Source organism: Parapedobacter defluvii (assembly GCF_014642075.1).
GTDB classification, from domain to species: Bacteria; Bacteroidota; Bacteroidia; order Sphingobacteriales; family Sphingobacteriaceae; genus Parapedobacter; species Parapedobacter defluvii.
The window spans coordinates 19188-39643 of sequence record NZ_BMIK01000031.1; the positions used below are offsets into that span (position 1 = coordinate 19188).

Annotated in this window: 19 protein-coding genes; 5 read left to right on the forward strand and 14 right to left on the reverse strand. The window is 45.9% G+C overall.

The features are described 5' to 3' along the window. Nucleotides 1-5: 5 nt before the first annotated feature. Nucleotides 6-440, reverse strand: a complete 435-nt coding sequence (locus IEX60_RS23605; protein WP_188753866.1) for an NUDIX domain-containing protein — start codon at nucleotides 438-440, stop codon at nucleotides 6-8. A 163-nt stretch (nucleotides 441-603) separates the two neighbouring features. Between IEX60_RS23605 and IEX60_RS23610 the strand changes: the two genes are divergently transcribed. After that, nucleotides 604-1599 carry an acyl-ACP desaturase gene (locus tag IEX60_RS23610; protein ID WP_188753867.1) on the forward strand — a complete coding sequence of 332 codons (996 nt, stop codon included), beginning with the start codon at nucleotides 604-606 and terminating at the stop codon, nucleotides 1597-1599. On the opposite strand, the gene IEX60_RS23615 is transcribed toward IEX60_RS23610, so the two are convergent. From IEX60_RS23615 to glmM, 4 genes are read right to left on the reverse strand one after another with little or no spacing between them, the layout of a single operon-like run. Then, nucleotides 1596-2144, reverse strand: coding sequence for a DUF1543 domain-containing protein (locus tag IEX60_RS23615; protein ID WP_188753868.1), 549 nt, complete (start codon nucleotides 2142-2144; stop codon nucleotides 1596-1598). The two genes, IEX60_RS23610 and IEX60_RS23615, sit on opposite strands and share 4 nt — an antisense overlap. Before the next feature lie 34 nt (nucleotides 2145-2178). After that, complete coding sequence (gene ctlX / locus IEX60_RS23620) at nucleotides 2179-3087, reverse strand: citrulline utilization hydrolase CtlX (protein WP_229717763.1); 909 nt, start codon at nucleotides 3085-3087, stop codon at nucleotides 2179-2181. A 31-nt stretch (nucleotides 3088-3118) separates the two neighbouring features. Next, nucleotides 3119-4567 carry an arginine deiminase family protein gene (locus IEX60_RS23625; protein ID WP_188753869.1) on the reverse strand — a complete coding sequence of 483 codons (1449 nt, stop codon included), beginning with the start codon at nucleotides 4565-4567 and terminating at the stop codon, nucleotides 3119-3121. Next, the gene (glmM, locus tag IEX60_RS23630; RefSeq protein ID WP_188753870.1) at nucleotides 4539-5933 is read right to left on the reverse strand and encodes a phosphoglucosamine mutase; all 1395 of its coding nucleotides are present in this window, start codon (nucleotides 5931-5933) and stop codon (nucleotides 4539-4541) included. Before glmM ends, IEX60_RS23625 begins: the two co-directional genes overlap by 29 nt. A 199-nt stretch (nucleotides 5934-6132) precedes the next feature. On the opposite strand from glmM, the gene IEX60_RS23635 reads away from it, so the two are divergent. After that, nucleotides 6133-6870 carry a phosphatase PAP2 family protein gene (locus IEX60_RS23635; protein WP_308420776.1) on the forward strand — a complete coding sequence of 246 codons (738 nt, stop codon included), beginning with the start codon at nucleotides 6133-6135 and terminating at the stop codon, nucleotides 6868-6870. Next, nucleotides 6867-7613 (forward strand): ZIP family metal transporter, encoded by a 747-nt coding sequence (locus tag IEX60_RS23640; protein ID WP_188753871.1) that lies wholly within the window; start codon nucleotides 6867-6869, stop codon nucleotides 7611-7613. The genes IEX60_RS23635 and IEX60_RS23640 overlap by 4 nt, the downstream gene beginning before the upstream one ends. Before the next feature lies 1 nt (nucleotide 7614). On the opposite strand, the gene IEX60_RS23645 is transcribed toward IEX60_RS23640, so the two are convergent. The 5 genes from IEX60_RS23645 to IEX60_RS23665 all read right to left on the reverse strand — a co-directional run bounded on the left by IEX60_RS23645 (nucleotide 7615) and on the right by IEX60_RS23665 (nucleotide 12744). After that, complete coding sequence (locus tag IEX60_RS23645; protein WP_188753872.1) at nucleotides 7615-8100, reverse strand: MarR family winged helix-turn-helix transcriptional regulator; 486 nt, start codon at nucleotides 8098-8100, stop codon at nucleotides 7615-7617. A gap of 154 nt (nucleotides 8101-8254) precedes the next feature. Further along, the gene (locus tag IEX60_RS23650; RefSeq protein WP_188753873.1) at nucleotides 8255-8995 is read right to left on the reverse strand and encodes a menaquinone biosynthetic enzyme MqnA/MqnD family protein; all 741 of its coding nucleotides are present in this window, start codon (nucleotides 8993-8995) and stop codon (nucleotides 8255-8257) included. Nucleotides 8996-9000: 5 nt separating this feature from the next. Beyond that, nucleotides 9001-9627, reverse strand: coding sequence for a histidine phosphatase family protein (locus IEX60_RS23655; protein WP_188753874.1), 627 nt, complete (start codon nucleotides 9625-9627; stop codon nucleotides 9001-9003). A gap of 12 nt (nucleotides 9628-9639) precedes the next feature. Next, entirely contained in the window at nucleotides 9640-10848 is a 1209-nt protein-coding gene (gene mqnE / locus IEX60_RS23660; RefSeq protein ID WP_188753875.1) for an aminofutalosine synthase MqnE, read from the reverse strand. Between the two features lie 75 nt (nucleotides 10849-10923). Then, entirely contained in the window at nucleotides 10924-12744 is a 1821-nt protein-coding gene (locus IEX60_RS23665; RefSeq protein ID WP_188753876.1) for an ABC transporter ATP-binding protein, read from the reverse strand. 108 nt (nucleotides 12745-12852) lie between these two features. Between IEX60_RS23665 and IEX60_RS23670 the strand changes: the two genes are divergently transcribed. Together IEX60_RS23670 and IEX60_RS23675 are read left to right on the forward strand one after the other, a co-directional pair. After that, nucleotides 12853-14028: a pyridoxal phosphate-dependent aminotransferase gene (locus tag IEX60_RS23670; protein ID WP_188753877.1), complete on the forward strand. Its 1176-nt coding sequence runs from the start codon at nucleotides 12853-12855 to the stop codon at nucleotides 14026-14028. Between the two features lie 27 nt (nucleotides 14029-14055). Then, on the forward strand, nucleotides 14056-14895 hold the full coding sequence (locus IEX60_RS23675) for a prephenate dehydrogenase (protein WP_188753878.1): 840 nt from the start codon (nucleotides 14056-14058) through the stop codon (nucleotides 14893-14895). Nucleotides 14896-14971: 76 nt separating this feature from the next. Here IEX60_RS23675 and IEX60_RS23680 read toward each other — a convergent pair whose 3' ends face one another. From IEX60_RS23680 to IEX60_RS23695, 4 genes are all read right to left on the reverse strand, one after another. Then, a complete protein-coding gene (locus IEX60_RS23680; RefSeq protein ID WP_188753879.1) occupies nucleotides 14972-16918 on the reverse strand; it encodes an OmpA family protein in 1947 nt (648 codons plus the stop codon). A gap of 38 nt (nucleotides 16919-16956) precedes the next feature. Continuing rightward, entirely contained in the window at nucleotides 16957-17967 is a 1011-nt protein-coding gene (locus IEX60_RS23685) for a PorP/SprF family type IX secretion system membrane protein (protein ID WP_188753880.1), read from the reverse strand. 79 nt (nucleotides 17968-18046) lie between these two features. Then, on the reverse strand, nucleotides 18047-20224 hold the full coding sequence (locus IEX60_RS23690; protein ID WP_188753881.1) for a DUF7927 domain-containing protein: 2178 nt from the start codon (nucleotides 20222-20224) through the stop codon (nucleotides 18047-18049). After that, on the reverse strand, nucleotides 20160-20456 hold a 297-nt coding region (locus tag IEX60_RS23695; protein WP_188753882.1), incomplete at its 5' end, for a DUF11 domain-containing protein. The genes IEX60_RS23690 and IEX60_RS23695, both read right to left, overlap by 65 nt.

Consider the following 20456-nt stretch of genomic DNA (forward strand, 5'->3'; position numbering starts at 1 on the left):
CTTTTTTACGACATAAATGCTCGCCATGCCGCTCGATCCATTTCAAAAGTAAGGTGTTGTTCCTCTAATTGGTCTTTGGATATCCAACGAAATACCTGATCGGGATCCCTCCCCTCCTTGAAATCAAAACGCTTCTTACTGAATCGACCCTGCAATGGTCCTTTGGGTCGAACTAAGTAATATAACCCAATTACCTGATTGTCATTAAAAATTGATTTTACAAAGATATCTGTGGTATGGATGTGTCGCAGAATGTCAATTTCAACGCCGCATTCCTCTTCAAACTCCCGTTTCAGCGCCTCGGGAGGTGCTTCTCCATATTCCAGTCCACCACCTGGAAACTTGCTGAACTCAAATCCCGATTCTCGTTCATCGCTAATCAACACTTCGTTCCGATCATTGAACAAAACTCCATACACGCGGATAGTGAATGTATTCATCTTAGCACGTAACTTTAGTCAAATGTAACAAACAGAACCGTATTTCATTAGTTATTACAGCAGCAGCAAAATCACTGGTAAAAATATGATTCTTGTCATATTTTAAATATAATCGGTTTGTTAAAAAATTTTTTTCAACGCATTTAATTACCTTTGTGGAAGTATGCAAGCGTTAACACAACAGATTCCGGAAGGGTCGAGAAAAGAGGTAATGGCTTACCTGGAGCCATTTATGTTGAACGAAATGAGCGAATACCTGAAGCCGGTGGAAGAAATGTGGCAACCTGCCGATTTCTTACCAGATGCTTCACGTGACACCTTTTTTAACGAAATACGAGATTTGCAGGAAAGTGCACAAGAGTTGTCTTATGACTTGGTAGCGGTATTGATCGGGGATACAATCACCGAGGAAGCATTACCTACCTACGAATCGTGGCTTACGATGGTTGAAAATGTCAACAAAAATGAACAAGGTGGGTGGATGAAGTGGGTGCGTGCCTGGACTGCTGAAGAGAACCGGCACGGAGATTTACTCAACAAATACCTGTATCTCTCGGGACGTGTGAATATGCGGGAGATGGAAATTTCCACGCAATATCTTTTACAGGACGGCATTGACATCGGAACGGGCAACGATCCCTACCGTAATTTTATTTACACCTCCTTCCAAGAATTGGCAACCAATGTTTCCCATAGACGGGTGGCAGGGCTTGCTAAAAAGGACGGGGATAGGCTATTAGCTAAGATGTGCGGCGTTATTGCCTCGGACGAAGCAAGGCATGCAAAAGCATATATGTCCTTTATTTCCAAAGCAATGGAAGTAGATTCCAGTGAGGTAATGGTAGCTTTTGAAGATATGATGCGCAAAAAAATCGTGATGCCGGCCCATTTGCTTCGTGAGTCAGGCGAACCTCAGGGCGAAGCTTTTGCTCATTTTTCAGATGCTGCGCAGCGGTTGGGCGTCTACACGGCGGTCGATTACGTGGATATTCTGAAAGAACTATTACGCGAATGGAAGGTTGAATCGGTCAAGGAACTGAATGAGGCCGGTGAGCGTGCAAGAGATTACCTGGTCCGATTGCCGGACCGTTTGCTACGACTGGCAGACCGCATGAAAATGCCTGAAAAGACGTTTCGTTTCAAGTGGATCCATGACTAGTTAAGTTTGCTTAACTTGAGGTATCCGGGGTGCAGTTCGTCGGGTGTGCTGATTTCTGTTTTTTCAATTATAAGTGTATATTGCTCTTTCGCTTGCGGTGCGAGCACTTCCTCTATTTCAAAGATATCATCTACATCAATTCCATATTTATCGTCTATGTGGGGCGAAATACTGTGTTTCCAAAATACCTGAGCCTTTGCCTGCTGAATCGCTTTTGCGGTATCCGGAGCCACAGATAGGCACTTATAATGATATTCTTCGAAATCGTTTTCTTTGTATCCCCCGAGATTGACGAAAAATAATCTGAGCCCATTTGCGTCGGTGTGCCGACTGCCCCGCGGCTTCACCTTTATTGTGTAACCCTCAACAGCGGTTACTTCCCGCCAGGCATCGATATGTATCTTCCCGGCCCCAGGCCAAAATTCGAGAATCCCAGGAATTAAGTCCTTCAAGGAAGTTCCGATACCAAAGAATATATCGTGTTGTTCTGTATGTCGGCCCTGAGGCTTGCAGCCCAACAATAGCATATAGAGCTTATCGTCCATGACAAAAGAAATCCCGCCGTAAAAATAGCTATTTTTATCCGGAATGCTCCGGAAGAAAAATCTCGGCCATCATGCAACGTGCACTGCCGCCCCCGTTTCGTTCAATCGTGTCCAACGACGCATGAATGATGGGATTAAACGATTTCAGTTGTTCAAGCTGTTTGGGGTCTAGTGAGTGATAGGCACGCGTCGACATGACAAGAAAGCGCTTGCCGTACCTGTTTTCTACTTGCAGCATGTTGCCAGCAAACGCCTTCATCTGAAGTTTGGAAATAAGTATCGTCGTTTTTCCTGAATTTTCGAGCATCCCGGACACCAACGGACGGTCAGACGAGTCTACGCTATCCAACGCAACGACAGCATATTTATCAGCTATACACATCATTACATTCGTATGATAGATAGCCTGCCCCCACTCGTCAAATGCGTTAAATACAACAGGTTGATAACCCATTTGTGCACAAAATAGCCGGAACAGCGACTCATCCGTGCGTGGTGAACGGCAGGCATAGGCCAACTTGTTAGTACGGTCCAATACAAAACTTCCAGTTCCCTCAAGAAATTTATCCTTTGATTCGTTGGCTGTATAATCCAACCTACGGTTTATAACGAAACGTTTCTGGATAGCCTCGAGTACGGTCGACTTGCGTTCGAGGCGCCGGTTTTCTGCAAACATCGGATACATGACCACGGAGCCGTCCTCATGAAACGAAATCCAGTTATTGGGAAACACACTATCTGGAGTATACGGGGCTTCTGTATCTTGCACAACCAGGACGTCTATGTCGTGGCTACGTAACGCCTGAACAAAGGCATCGAATTCTTTGATTGCATTTTGTTGTACACGCACCTTATCATCCGTTTCCAACCGCTGGAAAGCATTGTTTACGGCTGTCTGCACATTGTAACCGAACTGTATCGGACGGATCATTAATATCGTCATGCGCAATTTGTTTAATTAGCAAGATTACCGCTTAATCCCTCAATATCGGCATACTCATGCAATGGAAACCTCCTCGTGCACGTGATAATTCAGCGGAAGGCATAAGGATAAGCGTGTCTTTTAGGTTAGATGCATGTAGGTGCCCTTCTTCCAACTGTATCAGCAAATCTTTTACATTCACTACGTTAAATCCTGCCTCACGGAAAGCATCAATGGTTTTGTCATTCCGGTCATAACCGAGTACTACACCTTTACCAAGCGCCAGCAAGTTACAGCTATCGGTCCATTGTTCACGCGCATCATAAGGGAATTCATTGTTACCCGATAAAAGAATATGTACATCTGCTGGATTACATCCAAAGTCAGTAACGCTGATATCTGTCAACAGATCTTCTAAAGAAGGGAAAAGCTGGGGATTTGCAGGATCTTCTCTCCTGAATTGAAAAATTTTAAGCTCGTGGGCCATGCGGGTCGGTACACCTAAGACGCGGTGTACCTCATCGGTCTGTAATCCTTTCATGCGTTCGTTGGAAAAATCGCCAAGCATCACCCATACATTCTCCTTCACCTGCGTAAATACGGTATCGATATGCATGTAATCCCGTTTATTAGGAATTTTTATCACGGTGGCTTTTTCTACAACCTTCTTTTCAAAAAGACGTTTGACAGCTTGAGCGGCGGCTTCTGTATTTGTTCGTTCACTGATCCCGATAAGCACATGGTTTTTACTGACTACCATGACATCTCCTCCTTCCAATGTTACTCTTTCGGCTTCCGAATCATTGGGTAATAGAAAATGATGCTGAGTATCCGTAAGCTCGATGATGTTGCTCCGATAGCCGGCAAAGACGGGATGGTGAAAAAATATATATTTGGCAATCAGCGCTTCCCGTTTACGCGCCTCTTTCATCGGTTTATTGAGTAAAATATGGTCGTTTATGACGATACCTATGTCCCGGGTGAAAATGAAATTCGGGACCGGCGGAAAAATCAATTCACTTTCGTCAGACGTTCCGCTGAAAAATACCCTGGCCAACACCTCATGGGGATATTCCATCAACCGACATTGGACTTCGTAACTACAGGCCTCAATGGCGCATACTGATGCTACCAATTGGCTTTTGATAGCTGCATCTTTCAGAATATCCATGAGTAATACCTGCAATTCCACCACCTTTTCCGACCGGTAGAAATCCGGATGATCGGGTTTATAAAAGTTTCGGTCACGCTCAGGCGCATCGATATGGGCTAACCGTCCCTTTATCTTGTCTTCATCGAGGAAATAGAGTAAGAGCTTGACATAATAGTCATATTCTCCGGCCCGGATGGTATTCAGGTGTACAATGTCTTCAAACAGCCAATCCTGCGCTTTGGAAGGCACTACCTTTCCCAATCCGCTATCGGGACTATGTATAAGTACCGCACGCAGCTTACCTACTTCTGAGGAAACGTTAATCCGATGAGTTTCCGATGATGCCATTTATCTCCTTCATGATATCCAATGCAATATCCTCTGCTTGTTCCGGAGTAGGTGCTTCCGAGTAAATGCGGATAATCGGTTCCGTGTTAGATTTGCGGAGGTGCACCCAACCGTGTTCAAAATCGATCTTTAACCCATCGATGGTACTATGAGGAACTTCATTGTACCGTTTTTCCATTGTCTTCAGCAGTCCGTCGATATCCAGCCCGGGGGTCAGTGTGATTTTGTTCTTGGACATGAAATAGGGAGGGTAGCCTGCACGGAGTTCCGAGATACGCCGACCGCTTTTAGCCAGGTGTGTGAGGAAAAGTGCAATTCCCACCAGTGCATCCCTCCCATAGTGAATGTCCGGATAAATGACACCACCATTGCCTTCTCCTCCGATCACTGCATTCACCTCTTTCATTTTAGTAACTACATTTACCTCTCCCACCGCCGCTGCATGATATTGGGAACCACCTGCAACCGTCACATCGCGTAATGCTCTTGTGGACGATAAGTTTGATACCGTGTTTCCCGGTGTGTGTTGGAGTACATAGTCACTGACTGCTACCAAGGTGTATTCCTCGCCAAACATCTCGCCATTTTCCATCACAAAACAAAGCCGGTCTACATCGGGATCCACAGCAATTCCCAGATCTGCCTGTTGTGACACGACCAATGCAGATAAATCGGTCAGATTTTCGGCAAGCGGCTCCGGATTATGCGGAAAATGTCCGTCTGGTTCACAATGAATCCTATAAATTGTCTGAACACCAAGCGCATCCAGTAATGCAGGGACAAAAATACCACCCGTGGAATTAACCGCATCGACGGCAATCTTAAAATTTGCCTCCCGGATGGCTTCGATATCCACCAACGGAAGTGACAATATTTGATTTATATGGGTCTGCAGATAGCGGTCCGTAAATGTAACCTTGCCCAGTGAATGAACATCCGAAAAATCAAAATCCAGGTTTTCGGCAATATCCAAGACCTCCCTACCTTCCGAATCGCTGATAAATTCTCCCTTGTCATTCAGTAATTTCAAGGCATTCCACTGAGCGGGATTATGGCTTGCTGTAAGAATAATTCCTCCTCCGGCGTGCTCACCGGGTACGGCTATTTCTACGGTCGGCGTAGTGGATAACCCCAGATCCACTACATCCATCCCAATGCTCTGTAATGTACCAACCACCAGGTTGCGAACCATATCACCCGAAATACGGGCGTCCCTTCCCACAACCATCTTGTTGATTCCGGTTTTATCTTGGATAAAGTGGCCGAATGCAGCTGTAAATTTAACGATGTCAACTGGTGTAAGAGCATCTCCCGGACGGCCTCCTATTGTACCTCGGATACCTGAGATGGATTTTATTAATGTCATATTGCTATTTTTGATTACGAATGGTCAACTACTTTTATATTGCTATCTTCGAAGCGGTAAACTTAGATAAATTCGCTTTTATATGCAATATAATTGCGTTGATATAAAAGTGTATTATTTTCATGACGTGGCTAGCCTTCAACGGAATTCATGGGCGTTTGCGTGGTTTATTCGCATCTGTCTGCTTTCATCGGTGTACATGATTGCTTCGAAGTTACCGGTCTATTCGGCTGCCATTGAAAAAAACTTTGTACGGGAATCCTCGCAATATTGTTCTGAATATTTAAATTCACTCAATCGAATTGAAAATTCAGATTTATTACTATTTTTGTTGCAACTTTGTGTAATTTACATGATCGATCAACTCGTTTCATTGGATCAGGAGGCTTTTTTGGCTATTAACCAGGGGTTAAGCAATGCCTTCTTTGATTGGCTGATGCCCGTTTTGCGGAACCCCTATACATGGGCTCCTTTATATCTTTTTATTATTGTTTTTTGTATTAAGAATTACCGTAAAAAAGGAATGCTCATTATTTTTTTTATATTGATTACATTCGGAATAGCGGACGCAGTGTCGTCTTCTGTAATTAAAAAGACAGTCAAACGTGTACGACCCTGTAACGACATCGAATTCAAAGAAGAGGTTGCTGTGCGTGTCAGGTGCGGTAGTGGCTATAGTTTCACATCCTCCCATGCCACTAATCACTTTGCGATTTCAACTGTACTGATCATGATCTTTTACAGGCGTTGGAAGCATATTCTATGGTTAGCACTTCTTTGGGCCGCAACCATTAGTATTGCGCAAGTATATGTGGGAGTTCACTATCCATTCGACATTCTAGGCGGTGCTTTATTAGGCAGCGTAATCGGTTACCTGACCGGTTTGGTTTTCCGCGTTGTCGTTCCTGATTTTGCACCCGTAAAAAGCGCATCATGAGTGCAACCCTGATTATCGCGATCTTATTTATTTCTGCATTTGCTAGTGGCATTGCTGTATTTTTTGTGAAGCGTGACAATACAAATTCACTTAAACTTATCCTTTCATTCAGCGGATCCTATTTGTTTGCTATCACTGTATTGCATTTAATACCTCATGTCTATCATACACACAGTGCTACTGATGAAACAATCGGGCTATTCGTTTTGCTCGGCTTTTTGTTTCAGTTGATTTTGGAGCAATTTTCACATGGCATTGAACACGGTCATATCCATCACACACATCAATCAAGAAGTGCCTTTCCTTATGGCATTATGATAAGCTTATGTTTACATGCGTTATTGGAAGGAATGCCTCTGGCAGCACACCACCAAACCCAACTGACGTTTGGGATCGCTCTTCACCACGTGCCTGCTGCATTTGCACTCGGCAGCCTATTATTTCACACGTCGCTATCAAAGCGTTATATTATTTTATTGTTAGCTGTATTTGCAGCGATGACACCCCTGGGTTATTTATTCAGCAGTGCCATCAGTAAAGGAGAGATTGGTCATATCGAACAATATTTCGATCGGATTATGGCTGTGGTAATCGGCATTTTTCTCCATATTTCCACAACTATACTATTCGAATCCGGCTCGGCCGATCACCATAAATTCAATAAAAAGAAAATGGTGGCTGTGGGATTGGGTGTCGCGGTTTCGTTGTTAAACTTTCTGTTGGATTCGCCGCACACGCACTGAGTTATTTGCCCTGGGAGTCTTCGGAGATCGAAGGTTCATGTCCGCGTAATTTGTCAAGCAACTCATTCAGGATCCTGCATTCTTCTTCGGTAATATTTTCCTGAAGGACATCCATCATCATCATGCTTTCCTCAAGTGCTTCCAACTTATCCAGTCCTTTGGGTGTAATCATGACGTCTACCGCTCTTCGATCTGTACTGCACTTACCTCTTGATACCAGCTCTTTGGCAACCAACCGATCAATAATGCGAGAGACATCGGGCATTTTATCTAACATCCGTTCTTTTACCAAGCTATTCGTAGCCGGCTTAGGATACTGCCCCCTCAGTATGCGAAGAACATTGAATTGCTGCAACGTTATTTGCTCCAGATTGGCTCTTTTTTCTAAAATACCCGTAATCCAGTTACTGGTGAAAACGATGTTTACCGTAGCCTTGTGTTGCTCATTACGGAATTTCCGCGTTTGTATTTCTTCCTCGATCCTCATCCGAATAGTTATTTGTTTCCTACCTCCTTCTGCCCGAGTTGTTTATTAGCAATGAGAATCAACTTCCTCTCAAGCCAAGCATAACCCCTATATAAACTAGAAATTTAGTAGATTCGTTTCAAAAATAAACATTTTTTGCAAATGGAATAGGCATTCACGGATTAATTGGTTCACGATCCAACGTTTTCATCAATTTCAAAAATTCACTCACTGCCTTTTTCTTTCTTTCGTCGTACCGGTAATCAATGTTTTCCATGAGATAGTGTCGATAGTCAAAGTCAGGCCGTTGGGGCAATTGGCTGATGATAGTTTCACGGTGAGCCAATCCATATGCCAATGCCTGATTAAATGATTCTATAAATGAAGCTGATAACGGCTTATTGGCTACCCATGCAGCAAACGTAAAAGGCAAGCCCGTCATTTTCTGCCAGTACCACGATAAATCGTATGCGTAGGAATGGGCATTCTTCTTTCCGAAAGTCCGATCGCCTATTTCCACATACGCATCGGCGTTTCCTTCTAAAACGATGTGTACTTCACGGTTCCAGTAATTCCGCAACAGAATTTGAGCCAATCCGTTAGACGTCCGGGATTGTGTATCCAACCGTAGGGACGTGATTTCCTGAATGGGTTTTTCACTAAAAATAAAAACTGAATTTACGGCACCCGATGCGCCCAAACAGTATTCAGAGACGATTTCTGCCTGAGGTATTTCCAGCAATGCAGCTACGGGAACGATGCCCAGATCCACTTCATTGTGAATAAGCTTTTGCGCGCATACGCTAGGCACATCTAAACTTAATTTGATCTGGCTAATGACGGGGCAATGTTGCAGACCGTAAATAAACGGCAATGTATTGGTATAGGATACAGCGGATACGCTTACTTTTTCCATGTTCATTATTCAGTATATAATCCGTTCAGATGCTGGATATTATAGGCATCTTCAATGAAAAACGTACGCCCATCGTAAAGAACTTTATACAGTGCTGTATTGGTGTGTGGAAAGTCGTCCATCAACGAAATGTCGCGGTCAATTAGTACAGATAAAAATACACGCATAGCTCGGCCATGCATGCATATCAACACTTTTTTTTCATTTCTTTTGGAAAGGATGTAATTGAGTGCGTGCCGTTGTCTCTCGGCCAATTGATTCGGTGTCTCCCCTCCGTCTACGCATATGTCTAGTTCTCCGTTACGCCAGCGCGTTATTACGCTGGAAAAACCTTCCATAATTTCGGGGGTTTGTTCTTTACCCTCATAAATACCCCATCCGATTTCGTCGAGCCCTGCCAATTGTTCCATCGGCAGGCCAGCCTGAAGAAATGGTGCTACAGTTTGGTGTGTACGTAGTAATGTGGAAGTATAAATCTTATCGAATTGTTCTCTTTTATAGTGAGTATAGAAGGCCTCGGCTTGTATCCTGCCCGTATGATTCAACGGTGCATCCACTCCCTTGCCCTGCACAATTCCTTTCAAATTCAGATCCGTTTGACCGTGGCGAATGATATAAAGTGATTTTTTCAAGAAAATGCGTTGCTATTTTTCGTTTAATACCGGTAACTGATAATACTTTGGTTGCTTATCGATGCGGTCTTCTTCAAAGACGACATCCTTATAATCCGTAATGACCCGATAAAGGGTATCCCTTTCGATGGGATGCCTACCGGCGTTACGTATCAATTCAACCAATTCCCTTGTTGTCATTGCGGGATGTTGTTCTTCGGCCCCTGCCATCGAATAGATTTTAGTGGTATCATCTAGTGTTCCGTCAATATCATTTACCCCAAATCCAAGCGCTAATTGAGCCGTTTGTCTGGAAATCATTGCCCAATAAGCCTTGATGTGTGGAAAATTATTCAAATAAATTCGGCTAACTGCGTAGTTTCTCAAATCTTCCACCACGGTCGATTCCGCAACGTATGACATTTGGTTATCCTTATTTCTGAATTTAAGCGGGATGAATGTCTGGAAACCTCCAGTTCTGTCCTGCAATTGCCGTAACCGTTCCATGTGGTCTACACGGTGCCAATACTGCTCGATATGGCCATACAGCATCGTCGCATTGGAATGCATTCCCAACTTGTGCCATTCTTCATGAATCTGCAGCCATTGTTCTGCATTGCATTTGTCTTTCGCGATCTGTTCTCTGATTTCAGAATGGAAAATTTCAGCACCACCTCCAGGCATGGAGTCAAGGCCTGCATCTTTCATCATCGCCATACCCGTAGCATAATCTACCTTGGCCTTTTTAAAAATATAATGATACTCCACAGGAGTGAGCGCCTTGACATGGATATTTGGACGATGACGTTTGATAGCTGTAAACAAATCCATGTAAAATGCCATGTTGTATTGAGGTAGTACCCCCCCTACAATATGGACTTCCGTCACCGGTTCGTTGTCGTAGGATTTTACCTGATTGAGCATTTCCTCCATCGTTGCCTCCCAACCATCTTCACGTTGTTTAATTAGACGTGAATACGAACAGAACTTACAATCATACACGCATAGATTGGTCGGCTCGATATGAAAATTCCGGTTAAAATAGGTTTTATCTCCATGTAACCGCTCGCGGATGAAATTTGCCAATACCCCCAGGTAACCAAGCTCTCCCCGTTCATACAACGTCACCCCTTCTGTTTGGGTAATCCGTTGTCCCTGGTAAACTTTCGTCGCAATGGTTTTCAGTTCCTCGTCAAGATGCTTGTTTTCGAGAAGGAAAGTGAGTTTTTTTTCTGCGTCCATATCCTGAACTCTTAGCAAGCAAATTTAGCTAAATTTGCCTTCATTTACAATGAAAGGTTGTTTTTGTCCTAACTATCATTCACCAAATTGCTGCATATCAATCAATTTTTTGTAGAGACCGTCGTTCGCCAACAATTGCTGGTGCGAACCTTGTTCCACAATTACCCCGGCGTCAAGTACAATAATCTGATCCGCATTCTGAATGGTGCTAAGGCGGTGGGCAATGACCAAGGTGGTCCGGTTCTGCATTAACTTAGCCAATGCTTCCTGTACCAATTTCTCAGATTCGGTATCCAACGCAGACGTGGCCTCATCCAGCAACAGGATAGGTGGATTTTTCAGTACGGCACGGGCAATGCAAATCCGCTGGCGTTGCCCTCCGGATAGCTTGATACCGCGATCACCGATGAAAGTTTGATAGCCAGCTTCTGTCTCCAAAATAAATTTGTGGGCGTTGGCTATTTTCGCGGCTGCTATCACGTCTTCCTCCGTTACATCCTTCGTTGCAAAGGCGATGTTATTATAGATGGTGTCATTAAACAAAAAGGAATCCTGATTAACCAAACCAATCAAATCCCTCAAATCAGTTGTTTTTAGTTTCTTGACATTTATATTATCAACCAGCACTTCACCTTCCTGGGCTTCTATAAATCGTGGTATCAAGTCCATTAGCGTAGACTTTCCACCACCAGACGGCCCTACCAATGCAACGGTTCTGCCTTTCGGGATGTCGAGACTGACGTGTTTGAGTACTCGCCTATCTCCGTATGCAAAGCTAACATTGGTAAGTGAAATACCTTGGTTGAACTCGGTAAGTGATCGAGCATCGGGCGCATCGGGCATTTCGTTTTTCTGATCGATCAGATCCAGTACCCGCTCGCCGGCGGCAATTCCCGAATGGATATTAGCAAATGAATCGGTCAGCGCTTTTGCGGGGCGCATGACTTGTGAGAACAACGCAATATAGCCGATGAAAGCCGCTGCTGACAACTCACCTGAGTCACTTAATACCAATTTGCCTCCGTAAAGTAATATAATGGCTACCATTACCACACCCAGCAGTTCCGACACGGGCGACCCCAGTTGCTGCCTTCTTACCATCCGTCGGCTGATTTTAGAAAGCAACACATTCTCATCATTAAATTTCTTCTTGATGAAACCTGTAGCGTTAAAGGCTTTAATGATCTTCACACCAGACAACGCTTCGTCAAGGTAACTAATCATATTGCCATAGACCTGTTGTGCCCGGATTGCCTGTGCTTTCAAGCGCTTTACGATGCGCGAGATTAGAAAAGCGGATACCGGAATCACTGCTACGGCAAACAGCGTGAGTTTAGCTGAAATCATAAACAGCATCGCTATGTAAGCCATCAGCGTAAGCGGTTCCTTAAATACAACCTGTAAGGTCCCGGTAACCGAATACTGGACTACCTGCACATCGGACGCAATCTTCGAGATAATATCTCCTTTACGCTGATTATTGAAATAGCCAACATGCAGGTCCATCACGTTGTCAAATACGGCCCTACGCAAGTTCAGCAAGGTATGGATACGGAGGTTTTCCATAATGCGCTGCGAGAGATAGCGGAATAGATTGCCAAGAAACACCGAAATGATGATGATGATACAAACCCATTTCAATGCTTCATACGGACCATATATTTGGCCTGCTTGTGTAGCATAGTAGCTGAAATTCTTCTCCAACTCATACCAATGTTCCGGCTTTGCCACCTCAGTTGCACATTCATTGGTATTAAACAGCGTATGCAAGAGAGGAATAACCAACGCAAGGTTTAACACGCTGAATACAACACTCAGCAACGTAGTAACAACGTAGGGAATCGCAAATTTTTCAATAGGTTTGGCGTACGCAAGTAATCTAAAGTATGTCTTCATTAAGCACGAAACAAGCGGCAAAGTTACCAAAAAAAGAAAGGCTACCCGAAAAATACGAGTCTAATTATTGGGCAGATTTACTTAATTTAGTCGCCTAAACGTAAAAAAATGCAAATACAGGTTGCCAAGCGGTTACAGCATACCGAAGAATATTACTTTTCAAAAAAATTACGCGAGATTGAAGCACTGAATCAGTCGGGCGAAAAGGTCATTAATTTGGGCATCGGGAGCCCTGATTTACCACCTCATCCCGCTGTGGTCGAAACGTTGCATGCGTACGCTTTACTCCCTAACACACACGCTTATCAGAACTATAAAGGTATTTTACCACTCCGCCAAGCCATTGCAGATTGGTATAACCGATACTACGGGGTTGCACTGGATCCCAACACGAATGTACTGCCGCTCATCGGATCGAAAGAAGGAATTGTACATATCTGCATGACCTACTTAGGTGAAGGAGACGAGGCCCTTTTTCCGAATCCGGGATATCCGGCCTATTCGGCGGCGGTACGTCTGAGCGGCGCAACAGGCATTCCTTACACGCTTACATCGGAAAACGGTTGGATTCCCGATCTGGACGCACTGGCAAAAACAGATCTGAGCCGGGTAAAACTTATGTGGCTTAATTATCCGCATATGCCAACAGGAGCTTCTGCTACGGAGTCTTTTTTTGAGGAAGCCGTAGCTTTTGCCAAACAGTATAACATCTTGCTTTGTCACGATAATCCATACAGTTTTATCCTGAATGACCACCCTAAAAGTCTGATGGCGGTTAAAGGAGCTGTTGACGTAGCAATTGAACTCAATTCGTTAAGCAAGTCAGGCAACATGGCGGGATGGCGTATAGGAATGCTCGTCGGAGCAGAAACGCGTATTAACGAGATCATCCGGTTTAAAAGCAACATGGATTCTGGTATGTTCCTTCCAGTACAGATGGCCGCGGCCAAAGCGTTGTCATTGGGACCTGACTGGTATAGCGAGTTAAATACCATCTATCGAAACAGAAGAGAAAAGGTATATCAACTTCTGGATGCACTGGACTGCACGTACGACAAAAGGCAGGTGGGCTTATTCATATGGGCCAAAATCCCGGATGGGTATTCAGACGGATACGCGCTGAGCGACAAAGTTCTCCATCAATCAAGGGTGTTTATTACCCCCGGAGGTATTTTTGGAAGCGAAGGATCGGCCTATATCCGCGTAAGCTTATGTGCAACCGAAGCTACCTTAGACCAGGCTTGTGCGCGTATTATCCAAGCCGCTTCGACAGATAATGATTAAAATACATCATCGTAATACGACTGACAAATGAATATAACGATTGTTGGTGTCGGACTCATTGGCGGGTCTGTTGCCATCACCCTGAAAGAAAAAAAAGCTGTTTCTAACATCATCGGTGTTGATAAAAGTGACGCCAATTTAAAAAAAGCACTCCAGTTGGGCTTTATTGACGAAGGAGCTACGCTGAGTGATGCAATCAGCCGGAGTGACGTCATTTTTCTCACGACACCCGTGGATGCTACGCTTCAGTTATTGCCATCCATCCTTAATCAGGTAACCAAGCAGGTCGTTGTCGATATGGGTTCGACAAAAGAGCGCATCTTACAAGCCATTGCTAACCACCCAAAACGCGGAAGACTGGTGGCAGCTCACCCCATGGCTGGTACTGAATATTCAGGACCTGAAGCTGCCATTTCTGGCTTATTCAAGGGTAAGATGATGGTCTATGTGGATGCGATGCATAGTGACGAAGATGCTTTCGACACCGTGGATGCAATTACCGAGCAATTGGAAATGAATACCACATTTATGAATGCGCATGAGCATGACGTACATACGGCATATGTATCTCATATTTCGCATATTACTTCCTTTGCATTGGCACTTACCGTTTTGGAAAAGGAAAAAGCGCAAGGCCGGATTTTTGAGTTAGCGGGTTCTGGATTTGAATCCACCGTTAGGCTTGCCAAAAGTTCGCCGGATATGTGGACCCCTATTTTCAAGCAGAATCGGGAAAATGTGCTTGAAGTATTGCAGGAACATATCAAGCAATTGCAGACTGTCCAACAGGCACTTACCAATGAAGACTACGACACGTTTTACAAATTGATTAAGAAATCAAATAAAATCCGCAGGATTTTGAAATAAGGCAGTGATAGTCTGCATGGAAAAAGCCGTCTCAATAATGAGACGGCTCTCCTTCATTTCAGGTTGAACGGGAATATTAATATTCCAATACCGTTACTTCGGTCCTGCGATTGGCTTGGTGTTCTGCGGATGAACAACTGACGCCGTCGGCACAACGGTTTACCAACCGCGTTTCTCCATATCCCTTAGCCACCATCCGATCACGTGCAATACCGCGGCTCACTAAGTAATCCACTGCTGACTGGGCCCGCCGCTGCGACAGCGCTTCGTTATAAGCATGGCTACCCCTGCTGTCCGTATGGCTGGAAAGCTCGATTTTCAATGTCGGATTATCACGTAATGTCCGTACCAGTTCATCCAGTATCACGGCTGCATCAGGGCGGATGTTGTGTTTGTCAAAATCATAGTAAATATTTTCCAATTCAAAGGTTTGCCCTACCTGGAATACAGGTTCCAGTAATAGTGCAACCTCCAGTGTGTCAGATTTTGTAATACCCTGGGTGCTCACTTTCGCCGAATCCGCATGATATCCCTCTTTTTGACCCAGTACGGTATAATCACGGTCCTTATCCAGTACAAATTCAAAGGTACCTTCATGGTTGCTCTGCTGTTTGGCAACAATTTCCCGCTCACCATCAAACAAGGTCACTGCTGTAGCAGGTAGCCGGTCGCCCGTAGCCTTATCTGACGTAGTTCCCCGGAGGATAATAATAATCTTCGGCTTATCAAGTGAGAAGGAGTAGATATCATCACCTCCTTTGCCACCCCTTCTATCCGACGCAAGAAATCCGCGGAAACCAGTTCCGTCTTCCCCGTACACCAAATAGGCAAAATCATCCGATGCGCTATTAACGGGGTACTTCAGATTTTCGGGAGTGCTCCATTGACTTTTACTACCGGTCGATCTGAAAATATCCAGACCACCCATGCCGGGGAAACCATCACTGGAATAGTAAAGCGTTCCATCCGGTCCAATACCGGGAAACAGTTCATCACCGGCACTGTTTACTGTCGGACCGGCATTAATGGGAGTGCCCCAACTTCCATCGGATTGCCGCTCGGTAAACCAGATATCGGTGCCTCCTTGCCCTCCAGGCATATCACTTGCGAAATAAAGTACATTTGCATCCGCCGAAAGTGCTGCATGCCCCACCGAGTATTCTTTTACGTTGTTATAAGCAAACGGTTCGGCGACCCATGCCCCGTTTTTACGTTGATAAATGTATAGTTCCAGCAATTGCGTGCGGTATCGGCGACCCGATACCTTCTGCCGTTCACCATCTTTACCTGTGTAGGTACGGGTTACGTACAACGTGTTACCATCTTCTTCGGAAACAATTGGCCCTACGTGGTATTCCCCGCCATTGATGTCTGCATCTGCAAATGAAGGGGCACTGAGTGAACCTTCCGAAGATAACGAGGCAGTATACACCCGAAGGAATGCATTACCTGTCCAACCATACGTTTTACCAGATACTCCATCGGTTGGCTCTCCTGCATAATACGCCTGATCTCCCACAGGAAAAGCGGCAAATTCCGAATTTGCGGTATTCACCGCAGCTTCATTTTTGAGCTTGTGCAACGTGGGTGAAGCCATCCAGCGTAACGCTGAATCACATCCGGCTATCTGCACCGCTACAAATGATGCGTCGCCCGTCTGTACGGCATACGCTTCCAATTGCTTTTTAGCTTCTGCATATTTGCCGTTTACTTTGAGCACCTCCCCGTACCGCAGCAAATTCTGCGGTGAACTGTTGGCTTGCTGCACTACGCGGGCATACCAGTTTTCCGCCGATTCGTAGTCATTCATTTTCCAGTAGCTGTCTGCCAGCCGCTCCAGATCCTGCAGACGAGGTTTACGCGTATCTACAAGCTTGGTGTACAGTTTTACTGCATTTGCGTATTCGTAGCGGCTGTACAGTTCGTCCGCACGGTCCCGCAAGCTTGGCTGTTCCTGGGCAAAGGTGAAGCTCACAAACAGCATCAGCATACCGATTATTATTCCTGAGTATCTTTTGTTCATGTCTCTACGGTTTAAAAGAAACTGTTTTATCAATTACATTAGAAAAATCGCGGGCTTAATATCCGCTGCTGTTTAGATCCGAAGGTGATTCCCAACGTGATTTCGTGCGACCCGTTTTGGACATTTGAAAGCCGGCTGACAATATGGTCGTAAGAATATCCGATGCGCAACGCATTAGTCACATAAATTTGGGTTACCGCCGAAAACGAGTTACGTCCGCTGAGGCTATTACCACTCACCCGATTATATTCCCGTTCAAAAACCGTCACTCCCGTACGCCAGCCTGCTCCCAACCAGAAGCGATCACCAAAGATAAACATCGCATTCAAATCCAGACTTGTCGGCCCTTTAAAGTCTTCTTTCACTAGTAAACTTGGTCTCAACTTCAATCCTTTAGAAAGATCGAACAGGGCTCCACCGATGAAATACAGGTGGCGCTTACGGCGTATATTATCCGTCGTAGTATTGTCCCACCGGAAGATATTATTACTTTGATCGCCGGAAAGCAGGTCCATCACTGATACGCCCGCGTACCACCTAGGGTTATAATAATATACCCCGAAACGAATATCAGGTACCCAATTGCTGATTTTCCCTGCCGGCAGCACCTGATCTCCCCCTTCTACGGGATCAAGCAGTGCACCATCCAAACTGTACTGTGTAACACCGGCCCCGATTCCGAAGCTTAGCCGTTGGGTATCCTCCTCGTTTAACCGCAGGCGAAACGCATAATTGGCATAAGCCGAAGTTGCTGACTGGGGTCCCAGTTTATCCGCTGTGACCTGCAAGCCCAAACCATGGCGTTTATGAATGGGATCTGCAAGTCCATCGATAGACAACAGGCCCGTCTGCGGTGCCCCATCGAGCCCAACCCATTGGCTACGCAGTCCCAATTGACCAAACCACTCCTCTTTATATCCCGCATATGCAGGATTCACACTCATTGAATTAAAGATATACTGCGTAAATTGGATATTCTGCTGTGCCTGGGCTTCCCAAGCGAAACCGATGCCGATTGCTAATATCGCTAACTTAATATGATGCTTCATAGCTATTGTTTTTCAAATTATCTCTGACAAGCCGTTACTTGAACGGAGGGTATCGAATCCTTATTTGTGCAAATTAATATTACTGACGTTTGATAAGTACCCATCCTGCGTACCGCTCACGTACGCTGCCATCGTGAGTGATGATTACATAATAGTAAGTTCCTTCATTCAAGCCTTGTCCATCCCAATTGTTACGGTAGTTGTTATTACGATAGACCTCATTACCCCAACGATTTACAACTGTTATCTCCACTTTTTCGAAGCCTTCAAGACCCACGATTTCGAAGACATCGTTACGTCCGTCCCCATTCGGGGTAAATACGTTCGGTATCTTGAACGGACGAGTGTTGACAGTTACGCTAATACTGGCAACATTGGATACCAGTCCATTTTCGTCACTTACCTCATAGGTAACCGTACTTGTGCCCGTGAAGTTTTCATCGGGTTCGAACGTTACGGTTCCTTGCGCATTGACCGTATACCGTCCTTCTCCGGGGATTGTCACTGAAGTGACGCGATTTCCGGACGCATCGATCAATTTTACGGTAGCCGGTACGATGGGACTGCTTCCTGCTTCATCATTATTCAATATAGGTATCGTCACTGGTTGACGATACGGGGTAGTTGCCCGGTCGTCTACGGCAGTCGGCGCAATTTCCGCAGCTACACCTTCGACAACGACTTCAATCGTACCCTCGTTTGACTCCAGTCCGTTTTCATCTTTTACTGTATATTTCACAGTGCTCTCTCCTACATAGTCCGGATCGGGGGTAAACGTCACCCTTCCATCTGTACTTACCGTATAGGTACCTTCTCCTTCGATAGTCACTTCTGTCACTTTCTCCCCAGTTGATGGATCAATCAGGCGGACCGATTCAGGAACCAACGAACTGCTACCCTCTTTATCGTTTGTTAACACAACGATCGTTATCGGCTCGCCTTGATTGGTATTGCCATTATCGTCGTTAGCTGTTGGTCCTGTAATTACAGGTACTTCTGGCGATTCCGGGTGTTCGGTTTCCGGATGCTCCGGGTCACCGCCTGTCACGGTGGCAATGTTCCTTATCGCATCTACACCTTCTAACTCGGCCACTACCTGTACTTTAAAGCTTACCGAAACCTCTTTTCCATACGGAACATCAATGGTCCAGCTAAGTTTGTCATTACTCAGTTCTCCTCCATGGGTTGCACTGCCCGTCACATAGGTGGTGTGGGCGGGAATTTGGTCTTCAATGGTGATACCTTCGTAATCTGTATCTCCTGTATTTTTAACGATGATGGAATAAATCAGTTCTTCACCGGCTTGTGCATTGCCGTCGCCGGTAGCGTCTGACACCGTCTTTTCCGAATCAAATTGAGATCCAGAATCTGTTGGCACCTCAACTTCCGGCTCTTCGGGTTGCCCGGGATCGTCACCGGTGACTTTCGCTACGTTGCGGATTGATTCAACTCCCGTCAGGTCATCTGCTACCACCACCGTGAAGCTCACCTCACGGCTTTCGCCGAACGGTACGTCGACCGTCCAGGTCAATGTATTGCCGCTCAGGCTGCCGCCCTCGCTCGCGCTGCCTTCCTTGTAGGCCGTGTTCGCGGGGATCGCGTCGCTGACGGTAATGCCGTCATAGTCCACGTCACCCGTATTGGTAACCGTGATCGTATAGGTCAGCTCTTCGCCCGCCTTCACCTCGGACTTATCAGCCGTCTTCTCGCTGCTGAACGATTTCACCGGATCCGTCGGTGTCTCCACTTCCGGTTCTTCGGGTTTCCCGGGATCGTCACCGGTGACTTTCGCTGCGTTGCGGATTGATTCAACTCCCGTCAGGTCGCTGTCAACCACCACCGTGAAGCTCACCCCGCGGCTTTCGCCGAACGGCACGTCGACCGTCCAGGTCAATGTATTGCCGCTCAGGCTGCCGCCCTCGCTCGCGCTGCCTTCCTTATAGCTTGTGTTCGCCGGGATCGCATCCGTTATCGTGATGCCGTCATAATCCACGTCGCCCGTGTTGGTAACCGTGATCGTGTAGGTCAGCTCCTCGCCCGCCTTCACCTCGGACTTATCAGCCGTCTTCTCGCTGCTGAACGATTTCACCGGATCCGTCGGTGTCTCCACTTCCGGTTCCTGCGGCTCGCCCGGGTCATCGCCCGTGACCACAGCCGCGTTGCGGATTGATTCAACCCCCGTCAGGTCGCTGTCAACCACTACCGTGAAGCTCACCCCGCGGCTTTCGCCGAACGGCACGTCGACCGTCCAGGTCAATGTATTGCCGCTCAGGCTGCCGCCCTCGCTCGCGCTGCCTTCCTTNTGTATTGCCGCTCAGGCTGCCGCCCTCGCTCGCGCTGCCTTCCTTGTAGGTGGTGTTCGCGGGGATCGCGTCGCTGACGGTGATGCCGTCATAGTCCACGTCGCCCGTATTGGTAACCGTGATCGTATAGGTCAGCTCCTCGCCCGCCTTCACCTCGGACTTATCAGCCGTCTTGTCGCTGCTGAA

What these genes read in the sequence shown, in the direction of transcription:
- IEX60_RS23605 (WP_188753866.1), bottom strand. Translation starts at nt 440, where the DNA reads ATGAATACATTCACTATCCGCGTGTATGGAGTTTTGTTCAATGATCGG.
- IEX60_RS23610 (WP_188753867.1), top strand. Translation starts at nt 604, where the DNA reads ATGCAAGCGTTAACACAACAGATTCCGGAAGGGTCGAGAAAAGAGGTA.
- IEX60_RS23615 (WP_188753868.1), bottom strand. Translation starts at nt 2,144, where the DNA reads ATGGACGATAAGCTCTATATGCTATTGTTGGGCTGCAAGCCTCAGGGC.
- ctlX (WP_229717763.1), bottom strand. Translation starts at nt 3,087, where the DNA reads ATGACGATATTAATGATCCGTCCGATACAGTTCGGTTACAATGTGCAG.
- IEX60_RS23625 (WP_188753869.1), bottom strand. Translation starts at nt 4,567, where the DNA reads ATGGCATCATCGGAAACTCATCGGATTAACGTTTCCTCAGAAGTAGGT.
- glmM (WP_188753870.1), bottom strand. Translation starts at nt 5,933, where the DNA reads ATGACATTAATAAAATCCATCTCAGGTATCCGAGGTACAATAGGAGGC.
- IEX60_RS23635 (WP_308420776.1), top strand. Translation starts at nt 6,133, where the DNA reads ATGATTGCTTCGAAGTTACCGGTCTATTCGGCTGCCATTGAAAAAAAC.
- IEX60_RS23640 (WP_188753871.1), top strand. Translation starts at nt 6,867, where the DNA reads ATGAGTGCAACCCTGATTATCGCGATCTTATTTATTTCTGCATTTGCT.
- IEX60_RS23645 (WP_188753872.1), bottom strand. Translation starts at nt 8,100, where the DNA reads ATGAGGATCGAGGAAGAAATACAAACGCGGAAATTCCGTAATGAGCAA.
- IEX60_RS23650 (WP_188753873.1), bottom strand. Translation starts at nt 8,995, where the DNA reads ATGGAAAAAGTAAGCGTATCCGCTGTATCCTATACCAATACATTGCCG.
- mqnE (WP_188753875.1), bottom strand. Translation starts at nt 10,848, where the DNA reads ATGGACGCAGAAAAAAAACTCACTTTCCTTCTCGAAAACAAGCATCTT.
- IEX60_RS23665 (WP_188753876.1), bottom strand. Translation starts at nt 12,744, where the DNA reads ATGAAGACATACTTTAGATTACTTGCGTACGCCAAACCTATTGAAAAA.
- IEX60_RS23670 (WP_188753877.1), top strand. Translation starts at nt 12,853, where the DNA reads ATGCAAATACAGGTTGCCAAGCGGTTACAGCATACCGAAGAATATTAC.
- IEX60_RS23675 (WP_188753878.1), top strand. Translation starts at nt 14,056, where the DNA reads ATGAATATAACGATTGTTGGTGTCGGACTCATTGGCGGGTCTGTTGCC.
- IEX60_RS23680 (WP_188753879.1), bottom strand. Translation starts at nt 16,918, where the DNA reads ATGAACAAAAGATACTCAGGAATAATAATCGGTATGCTGATGCTGTTT.
- IEX60_RS23685 (WP_188753880.1), bottom strand. Translation starts at nt 17,967, where the DNA reads ATGAAGCATCATATTAAGTTAGCGATATTAGCAATCGGCATCGGTTTC.